Here is a 16,487-nt window from a genome sequence, read left to right on the forward strand (position 1 = left end):
TTGATGTTTCACACCAGACATCATAGTCCAGATTCCCAATGCTATGCTGAAATGACATCAATCTTTAACAGTAGACGCTGCTTTGTCCGCATGGATCGATGTCGTGATAATATGGCACCGATTGCCCGACCGGTCTCGCGGTATCGGTGAGCAGCCGCGCACACGAGGAAATCCGGACGCGCCAACTGTGTCGGGCATTCGTTTTTGACCGAATGCTCGCTGATGCGGCCCCTAATGAAATCAGGTCTCCTCGCCGACCGCGCGCCGCTTCAGTAAACGCAGACGCTCCTCGCCACCCGGCGTCTTCGGATCAAGCTCCATGACCTTCTGCCAGGCGGCATAGGCACCCTTCCAGTCTTGGCGCGCAGCCGCGATGTCGGCCAGCGTACGCCAGGCCGCGAAGTCGCGCGGTTCCAGCCGGATGGTCTCCTCCAGGTTCTGGATCGCAGCCTTGACGTTGCCGGCGTGATACAGTGCCAGCGCGCGCTGATGCCAAGCCTCGGCCACATCCGGCTGCAGCGTGATAGCATCAGAAAACGAGTTCACCGCCTCGTCGTCCTCACCGGTCTGCAAGGACCGCAGGCCGCGGCTCATCAGCAACGTTACCGCCGGTGACCCGGCATGCAGCCAGATCTGCTCCAATTGGCCTTCCAGCGTGAAAGCCGACTGCTCGTCCGGGGCGACCTTCAGCGCGTCAAGCAGGTGATCAGTGGCGGCACGTTTCTCGGCCGGGGATTGCGCGACCGCGACAACATTCAGTCCGAACAGCCACAGGCCGACCGCCAGCCCGGACCGCGTAATGACCATCTCAGCCGGCGACCCCGGGTGGCGCCGGCCCACCCGCCATCCAGTCCAGCAACTCGACGGTGTGAACCACCGGAAGCGTGTCGCCCGCCAACTGGGTGATACAACCGATATTGCCGGCCGTGATCAGGTCGGGCCGGATCGCCTTGAGGTTGCCGAGTTTGCGATCCCGTAACCGACCTGCGATCTCAGGCTGCAACAAATTATAGGTGCCGGCAGAGCCACAGCAGATGTGCGGCTCGTTCGGCTCGACCACCCGGAAGCCGGCGCGGGACAAAAGGGTCTTCGGTTCCGCCGTCACCTGCTGGCCGTGTTGCAGGCTGCACGCGGAATGGTAGGCCACGGTCAGGCCAGGCGCCGGCCGCGCCGGCTGGTAATCGAGACGGGCCAGAAACTGGGTTACGTCGAGCGTCATTTCGGCGACCTTCATCGCCTTGCTCCGCCACGGCTCCGGCTCCGACCGGAACATGAAGCCGTAGTCCTTGACCGTGGTGCCACAGCCCGAAGCGTTGATCACGATCGCGTCCAGGTCGCCGGCATTCGACCACGCCTCCATATTGGCCCGAGCCAGTGCCATTGCCCGGTCATGCTGGCCGAGGTGGTGATTGAGCGCGCCGCAACAGCCGGCGTTCGGCGCGACGACCACCTCAATTCCCAGCCGAGTCAGCAGGCGGATGGTGGCTTCGTTGATGCGCGGCATCAGCACCTGCTGGGCGCACCCGGTCAGCAGCGCGACGCGCGCCTTTCGCGTCCCCTCAGCGGCGTAGGTCCGCGGCGTTTCGGTCGGGCTCCGGCCTGGCAGCTTGGCTGGGGCCAGCGCCAGCATTGCGCGCAACCGTTGCGCCATCATCGATTGCCCAGGGATCAATGCACCGAGCGGACGGCCGAGCCGAGCCGCCGACAACGATAGCCGGAACAGTCCCGGACGCGGCAGCAGCACGCCCAATAGCCGCCGCAGCCAGCGCTCCGCCAGTGGGCGGCGATAGGTCTGCTCGATGTAGCTACGGGCGTGGTCGACCAGGTGCATGTAATTGACCCCGGACGGGCAGGTGGTCATGCAGGCCAGGCAGGACAGGCACCGATCGACATGGCGCACTACCTCCTCGGTGGCGGGACGGCCGGTCTCCAGCATGTCCTTGATCAGGTAGATGCGCCCGCGTGGGCTGTCGAGTTCGTCGCCGAGCAGCAGGAACGTCGGGCAGGTCGCGGTACACATGCCGCAATGCACGCAGGTGCGTAGTACGGCGTTGGATGACGCGGTATCGGGATCCCGAAGCTGTTCGGCGGTGAAATTGGTCTGCATCGCTACTCAATGGGTTTCATGGGAGGCAGCATACGAAGCTGGCGGATCATCCAGCTCAGGCAGCCGATCGCCAGCACGAAAAACGCCAGCGACAGCCAGGGGTTCTCCCTGTTGTACAACGCGACAATCAGGATCATGATCAGTGAAAACGCCATCATGAAAAACTGCAGGTTGGTGACCGGGTTCGGCCGCCTCAACCGCAGATGCTGAAACCCGGAAACCCAGCAGGTGATCAGGAACACAATGTTGGTGACCCAGGTGGGAATGAAGAACATGTTTAAAGCCCGGCGTAGAGGCGACCCGGATTGAGGATGCCGGCCGGGTCCATTGCCGCTTTCACCTCCCGGGTGATCCGCGCCAGCACGGCATCCTGATTGGGGACCACGCAAACCACGCTGCGCAAGGTGTCGGGCGCCCGCAGCAGGGTCCAAGTGCCACCCGCCTTCCGTGCCGCCGCTTCGACCGCCGCATGGGTGGCGGCATCGGCGGGACCAGCCAACCAGACCAGCCCACCGCCCCAATCGAGGAATCCGCCGACCTCATGCGCCCGAAGCCCATCGAGGACGGATGGGCCCAAGGACGGGCGAACCGAGATCCGCCAGACGGCGTCGCCCGAACCGGCTGCAAGCGGCCGCGCATCACGAACCTGCTTCCAGACCGCGTGTGAGGCGTCGGTGTCCAGCGTCACCGCGCCGCGCACCGCCAACTGATCCATCAGCCGGCCGACGCGGTAGCTGACCGACGCTGGGAAATCCTCGATCCGCAGCAACGCGACGGAACCGCCGACTTCTCCGAGGCCTGTCACCCGCGCGGCGGCTTCCGGGGGCAACCATGCGGCGCCCGAGACACCAAACGGCGAGCCCAGCCCGGCTGACAGCACGGCCACGCCGGTCGCGGCTTCCAGGTTCGGCAGCACCAGAGTGCCGGTGGCCTCCGGCGCCGGCAGCACCTTCAGGGTGATCTCGGTGATCACCCCCAGCGTGCCGTGGCTGCCGGCAAGTAACTTGCACAGATCAAGCCCGGTGACGTTTTTCAACACCCGGCCGCCGGAACGGATGATCTCGGCCCGCCCGGTCACCGCGCGAACCCCCATGACATGGTCGCGCATCGCGCCCCAGGCGACGCGCCGCGGACCGGACAGATTGGTTGCGACCACGCCGCCGATGGTTTGTGGTTTGCCGCCCTCGGCACCCAGCAGATCAGACAGATCCGGCGGTTCGGCGATCAGGTGCTGGCCGGGCGCCGCAAGGGCGGCCTCGATCTCGGGCAGCGGCGTGCCGGCCCAGACCGAGATGATCAGTTCCTTCGGCGCATATAGCTTGATGCCGGAGAGGTTTGCGGTGGACAGCGTTCGCGCTGCCTGCACCGGCCGCAGCATGCAGGACTTCGTGCCATTGCCCTGGATCAGCAAAGGCTCGCGGGTGCGCATGGCCTCGGCGACAACCGCAACGATCGAGTCCTCGGTGGTCATGCGGCGGTGGTCATGCGGCCTGGGTCTGCTCGGCGGCGTCGGGTTCGGTCAGCGGGAAAACCTTGCTGGGATTGAGCAGCCATTCGGGGTCGAAGGCCGACTTGATGCGACGCTGCTGTTGCAGTTCGTGCGGCTTGAACTGCACCGGCATCAGGTCGCGTTTTTCCACCCCGACGCCGTGTTCGCCGGTCAGGCAGCCGCCGACTTCGACGCAGAGCTTAAGGATGTCGGCGCCAAACGCCTCGGCCGCGTGGAAGCTGGCGGGATCGTTGGCGTCGAACATGATCAGCGGATGCAGGTTGCCGTCGCCGGCGTGGAAGATGTTGGCGACCTTCAGCCCGTAGCTGTCCGACATTTCCCCGATACGGCGCAGCACCAGTGGCAACTGGCTGGTGGGAATGGTGCCGTCCATGCACAGATAATCCGGACTGATCCGGCCAACCGCGCCGAACGCGCCCTTGCGGCCCTTCCAGATCGCCAGCGACTCCTCGGCCGACTGCGACACCTTCAGGCTGATCGGATCGAATTTCTCGCAGATCGCGGCGAGCTGGCTTAGCAGGCGGTCCTGTTCCTCGGCGCTGCCTTCGACCTCGATGATCAGCATCGCCTCGGCGTCCAGCGGATAGCCGGCATGGGCGAACGCCTCGCAGGCATGGATCGCGGGGCGGTCCATGAATTCGAGCGCCACAGGGATGATGCCGGAGGAGATGATGGCGTCCACCGCCGCCCCCGCGATTTCGTTGGATTTGAAGCCGGCCAACATCGCGCGTGCGCCCTCCGGCCCGCGCAGAATGCGCACGGTGACCTCGGTGATCACCGCTAACATGCCCTCGCTGCCGGTCAGCAGACCAAGCCAGTCGTAGCCGGCCGCGTCTAGGTGGGAGCCGCCAATGTCGATGATTTCGCCGTCGATGGTGACGATCTTAAGGCCCAGAAGATTGTTGGTGGTGACGCCATAGCGCAGGCAGTGCGCCCCGCCGGAGTTCATGTTGACGTTGCCGCCGATCATGCAGGCGAGCTGGCTGGAGGGGTCGGGCGCATAGAAGAACCCATCGGCCGACACCGCGTTGGTGATGCCGATGTTGGTCACGCCCGCCTGCACAACGGCGCAGCGGTCGGGGTAGTTGATGTCGAGGATCCGGTTCATCCGCATCATCCCGACGACGACGGCGTCCGCCATCGGCAGCGCGCCGCCCGACAGCGAGGTGCCGGCGCCCCTGGGTATAACCCGGACACCGTTTTTGCAGCAGAAGCGCAGTACAGCCGCTACCTGTTCGGTGGTCTCCGGCAGGACCACGGCGAGCGGCGTCTGGCGGTAGGCGGTGAGGCCGTCGGTCTCATAGGGTTTCAGCCGCAAGGCTTCGGCAATCACTCCACTTTCGGGCAACAGCGCACGCAGCCCGGCGACGATGGTGTCGCGGCGGCCGATGACTTCGGGTTTCGGGGCCGGCTGGCGGATCATCGTGGGCCTCCATCAGCGAGAATGTCCTTGGAACATAGCGATTTCTGATGGTGACGCCAGGGTTGCGAGGCCAAGAGGTTCCGGACCGAGCTGCCGCCTGTCCCGAATCCTCTCGATCGCGCAGATGCGATGGCCCAGGCGGCTCCTTTCTCCGCCCCAAGCTGCGTGGAGCATAATGTGTTATGAAGCTTCGAAACTGTGGCCGGCGTGGGCGGAACGCGTTAAAATCAGCGCGACGGCGCAGCGGACGTATGTTCGTCCGAGCAGCCCCGCCGGAACCATGGACCGTGAGGACGCAACCGTTGACGGTAACTGCCCTAGACACCCACGAAGTCGTCAAGGAACTGGAAGCGTCGGTTTCACTGATCAACAAGCCAAAGCCGTCACACGCGTACTCCGCAAATCCCAGGAAATCGACCTGTCCAACCTCATGACAAAGGCAGATCTCCAGCTTGGGATGACTTCTGCGAAAGCGGACCTGCAGATTGGATTGGCCGATACAAAGGCGAAGATCCTGAAATGGACGGTTGGGACCATCGGTGTTCAGACCGTCATTATCCTAGGGGCGGTGGCTGCTTTGGCGCGGTTCGTGCCGCATTGACGCAGCGTATCGCTGGGTGTCGCAGCCGGGTGCGGCAGCGATCCAGACAGCGAACAAGATAACAACCTCGCCCTATCTCCTGGCGGCTTCAACTTGCCGGCGCGATGGTTTAAGCCTTCCCGATGCCGCCCCCCCTGCTGAGCCTGCAAGACATCGCTGTGACCTTCGGCACGGCGCCGTTGCTAGTGGGCGCCGGACTTTCGGTCTCTGCCGGAGACCGCGTTTGCCTGGTCGGCCGCAACGGCGGCGGCAAGTCGACCATGCTGCGGATTGCTGCCGGCCTGATACAGCCTGATGCCGGACGCCGCTTCGCCCAGCCCGGCGCGACCATCCGATACCTTGCCCAGGAACCCGACTTCGCGGGCTTTGCCACCACCCGTGAATATGTCGAGGCCGGGCTGGTGGATAGCGCCGCGACCGACAGTCACCGAGCCGCCTATCTGCTGGAACAGCTTGGATTGACCGGCGCGGAACACCCGTCACAGCTATCCGGCGGCGAAGGCCGCCGCACGGCGCTGGCCCGCGTGCTGGCGCCGCAACCCGACATTCTGCTGCTGGACGAACCCACCAACCACCTTGACTTGCCCGGCATCGAGTGGCTGGAACAACAACTCGCCAACCTGCGATCCGGCATTGTGCTGATCAGCCACGATCGCCGCCTGCTCGAACGGATCTCGCGCCGCACTGTCTGGTTGGACCGCGGCTTCACCCGGGTGCTCGACCACGGCTTCGCGCAATTCGAGAGCTGGCGCGATCAATTGCTCGAACAGGAGGAGACCGACCGGCACAAGCTTCGCCGCAAGATCGTGATGGAGGAAGACTGGCTCCGCTTCGGCGTCTCCGCCCGGCGCAAGCGCAATCAGAAGCGGCTCGGCGACCTGCACGCGCTGCGCAAGAAACATCGCGAACAGCGCGCCGCGGTCGGCAAGGTGAAGCTGGATGCCGCCGAGGCGGATCTGTCTGGCCGACTGGTGGCGGTGGCGGAAGCGGTTTCGAAAACCTATGGCCAGCGCAGCGTGGTGCGGGATTTCTCCACTCGCATCATCCGCGGCGACCGGGTTGGCATCGTCGGGCCGAACGGCGCCGGCAAGACCACGCTGCTCAACCTGCTGACCGGCAAGTTGGCGCCGGACCACGGCGAGGTGAAGCTTGGCACCAACCTGGCCGAGGTCGAATTGGATCAGCGGCGGGAGACACTGGACCCGGATCAGTCGCTGTCGCAGGCGCTGACAGGGGGCGCTGGCGATACTGTGACCGTGGGCGGCCAGCAGCGTCACGTGGTCAGCTACATGAAGGATTTCCTGTTCGGTCCCGAACAGGCCAACACCCCGGTCGGCGTGCTGTCCGGCGGTGAGCGTGGGCGGCTGACCCTGGCACGCGCCTTCGCCAAGCCCTCCAACCTGATGTTGCTCGACGAACCGACGAACGACCTGGATCTGGAAACGCTGGAACTGTTGCAGGAAAGACTGGCGGACTACAGGGGTACCGTATTGCTGGTCAGCCACGACCGTGACTTCCTCGATCGCGTGGTCACTTCGGTGATTGCCACCGAGGGCGATGGACGCTGGATCGAATATGCCGGCGGCTACTCCGACATGTTGACGCAGCGTGGCCCGCGGCAGGCGGCGAGGCCAGCGCATGGCCGGGCTGCCGTGGTAGCACCGGCGACCAAGGCCGCGAGCCGGAAGCTGAGCTTCAGGGACAAGCACGCGCTCGACACCTTGCCGGGTGTGATCGCCGGTCTGGAGCAGGAGGTCACGCGGTTGAACGCGGTGCTGGCCGATCCCGATCTTTATGGCAAACGACCGGGCGAGTTTGCCGCCTCGACCGAGGCGCTGAGCGCCGCGCAGGCATCGCTAGCCCAGGCCGAGGAACGGTGGTTGCAACTCGAGCTGCTGCGAGAGGAACTGGAGGCTGCCGCACCCGGCGGCTGAACCGGCGGGTTCTGCTCTGATCCAGTTTCCCAGTTGTTGCTTTTTGCCAACTTTCTAATCCCATAGGTCCGCCGCATAACGCGGCGAACTTCCGAGGCAGGAAATTAGCGCCGGAACCGCAAATCCATTCCGCGCGAGATCCATCCGGCCTCGATCGCATCCAGATCGACCATTCCCGACGGCTCCGCCTTCGACGGCGCGATCCCCAATCGGGCGACACCCTCGGCCTTCCAGATCGACAATAGCCGGCGGAGTTCCGGCAGCGGTTCGGCGTGGTCATCGACCCGCAGATCCAGATCGGGAAAATCCTCGGTGGTGACCATCAGCATGGCGGCGGATTGCCTGCCGCGCCGATCGCCGCCGGCGGCTTCTCCGGCTTCCATCGCCGTCATCAGCCGGTCCGGCATCTGCACGGTCGGGTTGGCCTGCCACGATGCCAGCGTCGCTCGGACGGTCGGCTCCCCGGCCAGCATGTTGCCGGCGACGCTGATCCCGCCGGCGGATAGGCTGCCGCACCACTCGACGCAGTTGTCCCCGGTCCAGGCCGAGCTGCGTCCGTTGCGGTCGATGGCATGAACCTGGCGGATGCCGCGCCCGGCATCGCCCGCCAACGCGCCCTCGATCGCCGCCGCCGGCGCCAGGCCGCGTGCCATCGCGTCCAATATCGCCGGGCCAAGATAGCGGTTGGTCATCGACTGCGTCGAAACCGCGCCGACCTCGGCTCGCACGAACGGGCAGGATGCGCCGACCGCGAACGCCTTGGTGGCGACCGCCACCGCAAAGCTGCCGGAGTTCGGATTATGCGCAACGATCGACCAGGTCATGACAGCGATGTTCCCCTGGGTCCCAGGATATTTCCCCTTCCGCGAACATGCCCTAACCTGATGCCTGGAAACAGGGGACAACGCCAATGATCATCGAAATGCGCACCTACACGCTGCAGCCGGGTAGTCTGGCCGAGGTGGAGAAACGTTTCGCCGAAGCGATGCCGATCCGCGAGAAGCACTCCAAGCTCGCCGCCTTCTGGCACACCGAGATCGGGCCGCTGAACCAGATCATCCACGTCTGGACCTACGACAGCTTCGAGCATCGCACCGCGGTCCGCGCCGCGGCGATGAAGGACAGCGGTTGGCCGCCGCCGACACGTGAATTCACCATCGCGCAACAGAGCGAGATTTTGCTTCCGGCGCCGTTCTCACCGGCGCTGGAGCCGCGCCAGATCGGGCCGCTATTCGAGATCCGCCAGTATACGCTGATCCCTGGCGCAATCCCCGGCCTGATCGAGCGCTGGAGCGACAAGATCGAAGGCCGCATGAAAATTTCGCCACTGGTCGGGGGATGGTATTCCGAGTTCGGCGCGCTCAACAAATGGGTGCATATCTGGGCCTACAAGGATGCCAACGAGCGTTTCACCGCGCGGGCCGCCGCCACCGCCACCGGTCAATGGCCGGCGCGCAATCCTCCGGGCGTCGTGGTGAAGCAGGAAAACGCCTTGCTGATGCCGGCGGCGTTCTCGCCGATCCGGTAGTCGCCGAAATCCGCGCGGGGAACGGTCTCACTGCTGCCGCACCGCGGCGGCGATGCCGCGGTTCAAGGCGCGGTATTGCGCGATCCGCGGGGCATAGGCGGCGGCGAGATCGGGCCGCGGCGGAATCGTCTCGGCACGGGCCGGTGCCAGACAGACCACGTCCGGCGCCTCACCGGTGACCGCCATCCGGGCCAGCCGTGCCGCGCCGAACGCGGCGCCGGTTTCGCCCGTCGCCAGACGATGCAGCGGAATCCCAAGCGCAGAAGCGATGATCGCGATCCATGCCGCGGAGCGTGACCCGCCGCCGATCACATCGGCGTCCTCGATACGGGTGCCGGAGGCCGAAATCGCGTCCAGGCAGTCACGCAACGAAAACGCCACGCCCTCCAGCACTGCCTGGGTGAGCTCGCGCCGGTCAGTGTCATGCGACAGCCCGGCGAACGCGCCGCGGATCGTGCCGTCGTTGTGCGGCGTCCGCTCACCGCCCAGATACGGCAGGAACAGCGCGGAGCTTGGCTTGGCGGGCACGCCGACCTCGGCCAGCAACTGCGCCTCGGAGCATCCAGTGACCGTGGCCCACCACGCCAATGAGGCCGCCGCCGACAGCGTCACCCCCATCTGATGCCAGCGATTCGGCAGGGCATGGCAGAACGCGTGGACCGCAGCCTGCGGCCACGGCCGGAACCGGTCGGTGGCGGCGAACAGCACCCCGGACGTGCCCAGCGAGATGAACGCGTCGCCGGCCCCGATCGCTGCCAGCCCCACCGCGCCGGCGGCATTGTCACCCGCTCCGCCGGCCACGACCGGCCGCCGTGTCATGTGCCAGCGCGCCGCGAGTTCGGCGCGCAGCGTCCCCGCCGCGGCATTGCCCTCGACCAGGCGCGGCATCGCGAGCCGCGACAGCCCGGTGGCGGCAAGCATGACGTCGGACCAGTCGCGCCGACCAACATCCAGCCACAGCGTGCCTGACGCGTCCGACATTTCCTCGATCATCTCGCCGGTCAGTCGGTGGCGAATGTAGGCTTTCGGCAGCAGCACGGTGCGCAGCGCGGCGAACGTCGCCGGCTCGTGCTTGCGCAGCCACAGCAGTTTCGGCGCGGTGAAGCCCGGCATGGCGATATTGCCGGTGATTTGCCGGAGTTCCGGCACGGCCTGCTCCAGCTCGCTGCATTCCAGCGCCGAGCGAACGTCGTTCCAGAGGATTGCGGGACGCAACACGCCCCCGGCATGGTCCAACAGCACTGCGCCATGCATTTGTCCGGACAATCCGATGCCCTTAACGGCCGACAACGCGCCGGCATGGTTGCGGCCGATGTCGTCGACCGCGTCCAGCATCGCCTGCCACCAGGCCCGCGGATCCTGCTCGCTGTGTCCCGCCGCTGGGCGCTGCATCGACAGCGGCGCGGTGGCGCTGGCTAAAACGGTTTGCGCGCCATCCACCAGGAGTGCCTTGACCGCCGAGGTACCGAAATCCAGGCCGAGGAACACGGCCCGCGCCGCTCAGGCCGCCATTGGGTGCCGAACCCGCTGCGGCAGCGCCTGACCGGATTTGTCGAACAGATGGCACGCCGCCGGATCGACCGCCAGTCGGATCTGGTCGTGCGCGCGGGTCGCATCGCTGCCCTCGATCTGCACGGTGATCTGCTGTTTGTCCTCCAAGTTGACGTGCAGCAAAGTCAGGCCACCGAGCCGCTCGACCAATCCGACGGTTCCGCTGATCGGGCCGGCCGGGTCGATGCGCAGGCCTTCGGGACGGATGCCAAGCGTCAGCGGGTCGCTTGCGCTGTCGGGTACCGCATCGACCGGCACGGCGATCCGCGCGCCTGAGGCCAGCGCGACCAGGGCGCCGCTCGCGCTGGCCTCGATCACGTTCGCCGCCATCAGATTCATCCGTGGCGAACCGATGAAGCCGGCGACGAAAAGATTCGCCGGGTGATGGTAGAGCTCCAGCGGCGAGCCGACTTGCTCCACCCGGCCCGCCTGCAGCACCACGATCTTGTCGGCCATCGTCATCGCCTCGATCTGGTCGTGGGTGACGTAGATCATGGTTGCCTTCAGTTCCTCGTGCAGGCGCAACAGTTCGATCCGCATCTGCCCGCGCAGTGCGGCATCAAGGTTGGACAGCGGCTCGTCGAACAGGAAAACCTTGGGCTGGCGCACGATGGCGCGGCCGATTGCGACACGCTGACGCTGGCCGCCGGACAGGTCCTTGGGGCGCCGCTCCAGATACGGCTCCAATTGCAGGATGCGGGCGGCCTCGTCGACCTTGCGGTCGCGTTCCGACTTCGCCACCCGCGCCAGGCGCAACGCGAACGCCATGTTCTGGCGCACCGTCATGTGCGGATACAGCGCATAGGACTGGAACACCATCGCCAGGCCGCGATCCGCCGGCCCGACCCGATTGACCCGCTTGCCGTCGATCAGCAGATCGCCTTCGGTGATCTCTTCCAGCCCGGCGATCATCCGCAGCAGTGTCGACTTGCCGCATCCGGACGGCCCGACGAACACCACGAACTCGCGATCGGCGATATCGAGGTCGATGCCCTTGATCACCTCGAACGACGTGTAGCTCTTGCGGAGATTGCGCAGTTGCAGCGTTGCCATGGGCAGGCTCCTGTGTTTGATCGCGCGTTTACGCCCTCCGACCGCTGGCCTCGGACGATCACGCTCTATTTCACGGCGCCGAAGGTCAGGCCTTGCACCAACTGGCGCTGGCTGAACCAGCCGAACACCAGGATCGGTGCGACAGCCATCGTCGAGGCCGCCGACAGTTTGGCGAAGAACAACCCTTCTGGGCTGGAGAATGAGGCGATGAACGCGGTCAGCGGAGCAGCCCCAGCGGATGTCAGGTTGAGGCTCCAAAACGCCTCGTTCCAGCACAGTATCAAGGAAAGCAGGCCGGTTGAGGCAACACCGGGCAAGGTCAGCGGCAGCAGAAGGTGCCACACCTCGCCGGCGGTACGTGCTCCGTCCATCCGCCCGGCCTCCAGTATCTCGTTCGGGACTTCCTTGTAGAAGGTGAACAGCATCCACACCACGATTGGCAGGTTCATCAGGGCATAGATTGCCACCAGGCCGCTGCGGGTATCCAGCAGGCCGGCGGTGCGGAACAGCAGGTAGATCGGCACCAGCACGCCCACCGGCGGCAGCATCTTGGTCGATAGCATCCACAGCAGCGTGCCGCGGGTCCGTCGTGTCGGATGGAACGCCATGGAATAAGCCGCCGGGATCGCGAACAGCAGCGCCAGCACGGTGCCCCCGACCGAGATCACCACGCTGTTCAGTGCAAACGACAGGTAGTCCGAGCGGGCGAAGACCTCACGATACGAATCCAGCGACGGCGTAAAAAACAAGCTCGGCGAAGTCGCGTCACGCTCGGACTTGAAGCTGGTCAGCACCATCCAGGCGATCGGGAAGAACAGCAGCAGTGCCGCAGCCCAGCCGACGATGAAGGACAGCAGACGTTGCAGTGGCGTGGCGCGCATGCGCTATACCTCCAGCCGTCGGGCGATGCTGCGCACCAGGAAGAAGGCGACGATGTTGGCCAGCACGATGGCGACGACGCCGCCGGCCGACGCACCGCCGATATCGTACTGCAGCAAGGCCCGAGCATAGATCAGGAACGCCAGGTTGGTGGTCGCATTGCCGGGACCACCCGAGGTGGTGACGAAGATCTCGGCGAACACCGTCAGCAGGAAAATCGTTTCGATCATTATGACAACGCCGATGGCGCGTGACAGATGCGGCAAGGTGATGAAGAAGAACTGCGCCAGCACCCCGGCGCCATCCATGCGCGCGGCCTCGCGCTGTTCGTGGTCGAGCGACTGCACCGCGGTCAGCAAGATCAGCAGCGCGAACGGCAGCCATTCCCAGGACACAATGGCGATGATGGATGCCAACGGGAGCCGAGCGAACCAATCCACCGGCTGAAACCCTAGCGTGCTGGCCACCACGCCGAACACCCCGTAGATCGGATGCATCAGCAGGTTCTTCCAGATCAACGCGCTGACCGTGGGCATGACGAAGAACGGCGAGATCGCCAGCACCCGGGCGATGTTTCTGCCGACGAACGGTTGGTTGAACACCACGGCGAGCAAGGTGCCGAGGCCAACCGTGATCACCAGCACCGCGACCAGCAGGATCAGGGTGTTTTCCAGCGAAACCCAGAAGTCCGGATCGGTGACCAGATAGAAGTAGTTGTCGATGCCAGCGAAGCCATGCGTGGTCGGGTCGATAAGATTGTAGTATTGGAAAGAAAACCACAGCGTCATCACCAGCGGAACGATCATCCACGCCAGCAGCACGATGACGGAGGGCGCCAGCAGCAGCGGGCCCACCTTTCGGGTCGCCGGCGCCTCGGCGTCCAGCGGCGCCGCGGCACCTGGGGTCAGCGTCGTCGACATGACCGCGCCCTATTTCTTCGGGTAACCGGCCTGTCGCATGGTGCGTTCGGCGGCGGATTCGGCGACCTTCAGCGCCTGATTCACCGTGGTCTGACCGGTCAACGTGCCGGCGATGGTCTGCCCAACCTGAGTGCCCAGACCCTGAAATTCTGGGATCGCGACGAATTGCGCGCCCTGATAAGGACGCGGCTGCTGCGTCTGGCCATCCGGATTGGCCACGTCGATCGCCGTGTGCACGAACGACGCGAACGGCGCCGCCTTCTGGTAATCGGCGTTCTCATAAGTCGATAACCGCGTGCCGGGAGGCACCGACACCCACCCGTTGTCTTTCGCCACCAGTTGGATGTACTCCTTCGACGTCGCCCAGGTCACGAACGTCTTCGCGGCATCCTTCTGCTTTGATGTCGTCGGGATCGCCAGGTTCCAGCTCCACAGCCAGGTCGGCGCACCGGCGAAACTGCCGGTCGGCATCGGCGCGAAGCCCACCTTGTCGGCAACACTTGACTGCTTCTTGTCGTACAGCAGGCCGCCCGCCACGGTGGCATCGATCCACATGCCGCAATGGCCGCTGGCGAACAGCGCCAGGTTCTCATTGAAGCCGTTCGACGTCGCCCCTGGCGGACCATCGGCTTTCAGGATGTCATCATAGTAGCTGATCGCCTTGTGCCATTGCGGGCTGTCGATCTCCGGTTTCCATTGCATATTGAACCATTGGCCGCCCTCGGCATTCACCAGCGAGGTGACATAGGCCATGTTTTCGCCCCAGCCGGGTTTGCCGCGCAGGCACATGCCGTAGATCTGCTTCGACTTGTCGGTGATCTTGTCGGCGAAACCCCTGATCTGTTCGTAGGTCGGCTTGTCGGGCATCTTGATCCCGGCCTTCTGGAACAGATCAGTGCGATAATAGGTCATCGCGCTCTCGCCATAGAACGGTAGGCCGTACAATTTGCCGTCGTAGGTCAGCCCGGCGCGCACCGGCTTCAGCAGGTCATTGACGTCGTAGGACGCCGGCATATTGTCCATCGGCACCAGCCAGCCCTGCTTGGCCCAGATCGGCACTTCATAGTTGCCGATGGTCAGCACATCGAACTGGCCGGCCTTGGTCGCGATATCGGTGGTGACGCGCTGGCGCAGCACGTTTTCCTCCAGCACCACCCAGCGCAGATGGATGTCGGGATGCAGCTTCTCGAACTCCGAGGAAAGCCGCTGCATCACCACCATGTCGCCGTTATTGACGGTGGCGATGGTGATGGTCGAATCGGCCCGGGCTATGCCGCTGGCGGCCAACAGCATTGCCGCGGCGGACGCCAGAACCGTCAGGCCGTCGCGGAGAATACGAGCCATGGAAATCCCTCCTCGGTATTTTTCTGCCCTGAATCGGCGGTTTACAGTACGGTCTCATGGACGCGCGACCTGGTCAACCAAAGTTACGATATTGCAAGAAACCTGCCCCTGAGACGGCAACACCTCAAAATGCCAGGCTCCGCGACGCCTCCACGAGTGTCGCCGCCGCGCCGACGTCGTATAGCGACCCCAGCCATCGCCCAAGGGGCTGATACAGCCGCGGGTCCGATCCCAGGTCGCCGAACAACGGGGCTATCCCGAGTAGCGCGCGTGGATCCGCGCCGCCCTCGACTGCCTTGGCGGCCAATTCTTCGGCCAACGGGTGGCGGATCTCGATCGGCTGCCCGTGCTCGTCCTGGCCGCGCATCCGCCGCATCCACGCGGCCAGCGCCAGCGCCAGAAGCTCGACCGAGCCGCCGGCGCGGAGTCGATCGCGGATCGGGTCCACCAGAACGTTCAGCGGCGCGTCGGAGTTGACCCGTTCCACGGTGTCCTTGATCGCGGGATTGGCGAACCGTTCGATCAGCGTCGCCTTGTAGCGTGCCAGGTCGATCCCAGGGACTGCCGGCAGCGTCGGTCCGGTCTCTCGGTCCATCAGCGCGGCCATGAAACGGGCGATCGGCGGGTCCGCCATCGCCTCGGCAATGGTGACATGACCGATCAGGCGGCCGATGCCGGCAACCGCCAGGTGACTGGCATTGAGCAGGCGAAGCTTCATGAATTCATACGGCGCGACATCCGTCACGAATTGTGCCCCGACCTCCTCCCAGGGTGGGCGGCCGCTGGGGAAATCATCCTCGATGACCCATTGGGTGAACGATTCGGCGAACACCGGCCAGCGGTCGATCACGCCGTAGCGTTCAGCCAGCAGGGCGATGTCCTCCGCCGCCGTCACCGGCGTGATCCGATCCACCATCGTGCTGGGGAAGCAGCCGTTGGCGGCGATCCAGTGCGCCAGGGCGGGGTCGCGCATCTCGGCCAACGCCAGCACCGCCTGGCGAAGCACTGAGCCGTTGTGCTGGATGTTGTCGCAGGTCAGCGCGGTGAACGGCGCCGACCCCGCCACCATCCGCCGGCGATAGGCCTCCACCACGATGCCGATCGCGCTGGCCGGGGATTCCGGTTGCGCAAGGTCCCGGCGGATCAGCGGATGCTCCGGATCGAGCTGCTTGGTGGACCGGTTCAGGCAATAACCGTGTTCGGTGACAGTCAGGCTGACGATGCGAATTGCCGTCTGGTCGATCGCCGCCAGCAGGGCTGCGCTGGATTCAGCGGCGAACACCACGTCCGCGAGCGACCCGATCACCGCGACATTCTCCGCGGCGGCCTCGCGTTCGACCAGGGTATACAGGTTGTCCTGCGGCCCCAGGCTGTCGCGCATCCGCCGATCCGCCGGCATCAGCCCGGCGCCGATAATCCCCCAGTCAAGCGCGTCGTGGCGGCGCTGCATCAAGTCATGCGTGTAGCGCGCCATGTGCGCCCTGTGGAATCCGCCCAATCCCAGGTGAACAATGCCACCATTGACGCGGGCCGGATCGAAGCGGGGCACCGCGACGGGCGGCAGCAGGCGGCCAAGATTGACGCGGTTGAGCGGCACGGCTTCCACGGCATTGCTCCCTGTCTGTCCTGGCCAACGA

At 65.1% G+C, this 16,487-nt stretch carries 14 protein-coding genes; 2 read left to right on the forward strand and 12 right to left on the reverse strand.

Annotated elements, in window-relative coordinates; all coding sequences use genetic code 11:
• Positions 1 to 240: 240 nt before the first annotated feature.
• From ACQY4T_RS02805 to ACQY4T_RS02825, 5 genes are read right to left on the reverse strand one after another with little or no spacing between them, the layout of a single operon-like run.
• A complete protein-coding gene (locus ACQY4T_RS02805; RefSeq protein WP_428537355.1) occupies positions 241 to 807 on the reverse strand; it encodes a tetratricopeptide repeat protein in 567 nt (188 codons plus the stop codon).
• Between the two features lies 1 nt (position 808).
• A complete protein-coding gene (gene glcF, locus ACQY4T_RS02810) occupies positions 809 to 2,107 on the reverse strand; it encodes a glycolate oxidase subunit GlcF (protein WP_428537358.1) in 1,299 nt (432 codons plus the stop codon).
• A 2-nt stretch (positions 2,108 to 2,109) separates the two neighbouring features.
• Entirely contained in the window at positions 2,110 to 2,382 is a 273-nt protein-coding gene (locus tag ACQY4T_RS02815) for a hypothetical protein (RefSeq protein ID WP_428537361.1), read from the reverse strand.
• Between the two features lie 2 nt (positions 2,383 to 2,384).
• A complete protein-coding gene (locus ACQY4T_RS02820) occupies positions 2,385 to 3,578 on the reverse strand; it encodes an FAD-binding protein (protein WP_428537364.1) in 1,194 nt (397 codons plus the stop codon).
• Positions 3,579 to 3,588: 10 nt separating this feature from the next.
• Positions 3,589 to 5,040 carry an FAD-linked oxidase C-terminal domain-containing protein gene (locus tag ACQY4T_RS02825; protein WP_428537367.1) on the reverse strand — a complete coding sequence of 484 codons (1,452 nt, stop codon included), beginning with the start codon at positions 5,038 to 5,040 and terminating at the stop codon, positions 3,589 to 3,591.
• 723 nt (positions 5,041 to 5,763) lie between these two features.
• Between ACQY4T_RS02825 and ACQY4T_RS02830 the strand changes: the two genes are divergently transcribed.
• Positions 5,764 to 7,575: an ABC-F family ATP-binding cassette domain-containing protein gene (locus ACQY4T_RS02830; RefSeq protein WP_428537370.1), complete on the forward strand. Its 1,812-nt coding sequence runs from the start codon at positions 5,764 to 5,766 to the stop codon at positions 7,573 to 7,575.
• A gap of 104 nt (positions 7,576 to 7,679) precedes the next feature.
• On the opposite strand, the gene ACQY4T_RS02835 is transcribed toward ACQY4T_RS02830, so the two are convergent.
• Positions 7,680 to 8,399, reverse strand: a complete 720-nt coding sequence (locus tag ACQY4T_RS02835) for a DUF1028 domain-containing protein (protein ID WP_428537373.1) — start codon at positions 8,397 to 8,399, stop codon at positions 7,680 to 7,682.
• Between the two features lie 86 nt (positions 8,400 to 8,485).
• On the opposite strand from ACQY4T_RS02835, the gene ACQY4T_RS02840 reads away from it, so the two are divergent.
• The gene (locus ACQY4T_RS02840) at positions 8,486 to 9,103 is read left to right on the forward strand and encodes an NIPSNAP family protein (protein WP_428537376.1); all 618 of its coding nucleotides are present in this window, start codon (positions 8,486 to 8,488) and stop codon (positions 9,101 to 9,103) included.
• A gap of 27 nt (positions 9,104 to 9,130) precedes the next feature.
• Here ACQY4T_RS02840 and xylB read toward each other — a convergent pair whose 3' ends face one another.
• The 6 genes from xylB to ACQY4T_RS02870 form a co-directional block, all read right to left on the reverse strand.
• A complete protein-coding gene (xylB, locus tag ACQY4T_RS02845; RefSeq protein WP_428537379.1) occupies positions 9,131 to 10,591 on the reverse strand; it encodes a xylulokinase in 1,461 nt (486 codons plus the stop codon).
• A gap of 12 nt (positions 10,592 to 10,603) precedes the next feature.
• The gene (locus ACQY4T_RS02850; protein WP_428537382.1) at positions 10,604 to 11,707 is read right to left on the reverse strand and encodes an ABC transporter ATP-binding protein; all 1,104 of its coding nucleotides are present in this window, start codon (positions 11,705 to 11,707) and stop codon (positions 10,604 to 10,606) included.
• Between the two features lie 65 nt (positions 11,708 to 11,772).
• Complete coding sequence (locus ACQY4T_RS02855; protein ID WP_428537385.1) at positions 11,773 to 12,588, reverse strand: carbohydrate ABC transporter permease; 816 nt, start codon at positions 12,586 to 12,588, stop codon at positions 11,773 to 11,775.
• A 3-nt stretch (positions 12,589 to 12,591) separates the two neighbouring features.
• A complete protein-coding gene (locus ACQY4T_RS02860) occupies positions 12,592 to 13,506 on the reverse strand; it encodes a carbohydrate ABC transporter permease (protein WP_428537388.1) in 915 nt (304 codons plus the stop codon).
• 9 nt (positions 13,507 to 13,515) lie between these two features.
• Positions 13,516 to 14,850 carry an ABC transporter substrate-binding protein gene (locus ACQY4T_RS02865; protein WP_428537391.1) on the reverse strand — a complete coding sequence of 445 codons (1,335 nt, stop codon included), beginning with the start codon at positions 14,848 to 14,850 and terminating at the stop codon, positions 13,516 to 13,518.
• Between the two features lie 124 nt (positions 14,851 to 14,974).
• Positions 14,975 to 16,456: a mannitol dehydrogenase family protein gene (locus ACQY4T_RS02870; RefSeq protein ID WP_428537394.1), complete on the reverse strand. Its 1,482-nt coding sequence runs from the start codon at positions 16,454 to 16,456 to the stop codon at positions 14,975 to 14,977.
• Positions 16,457 to 16,487: the final 31 nt, after the last annotated feature.

This window comes from Rhodopila sp. (assembly GCF_965277825.1).
Taxonomy (GTDB): domain Bacteria; phylum Pseudomonadota; class Alphaproteobacteria; order Acetobacterales; family Acetobacteraceae; genus Rhodopila.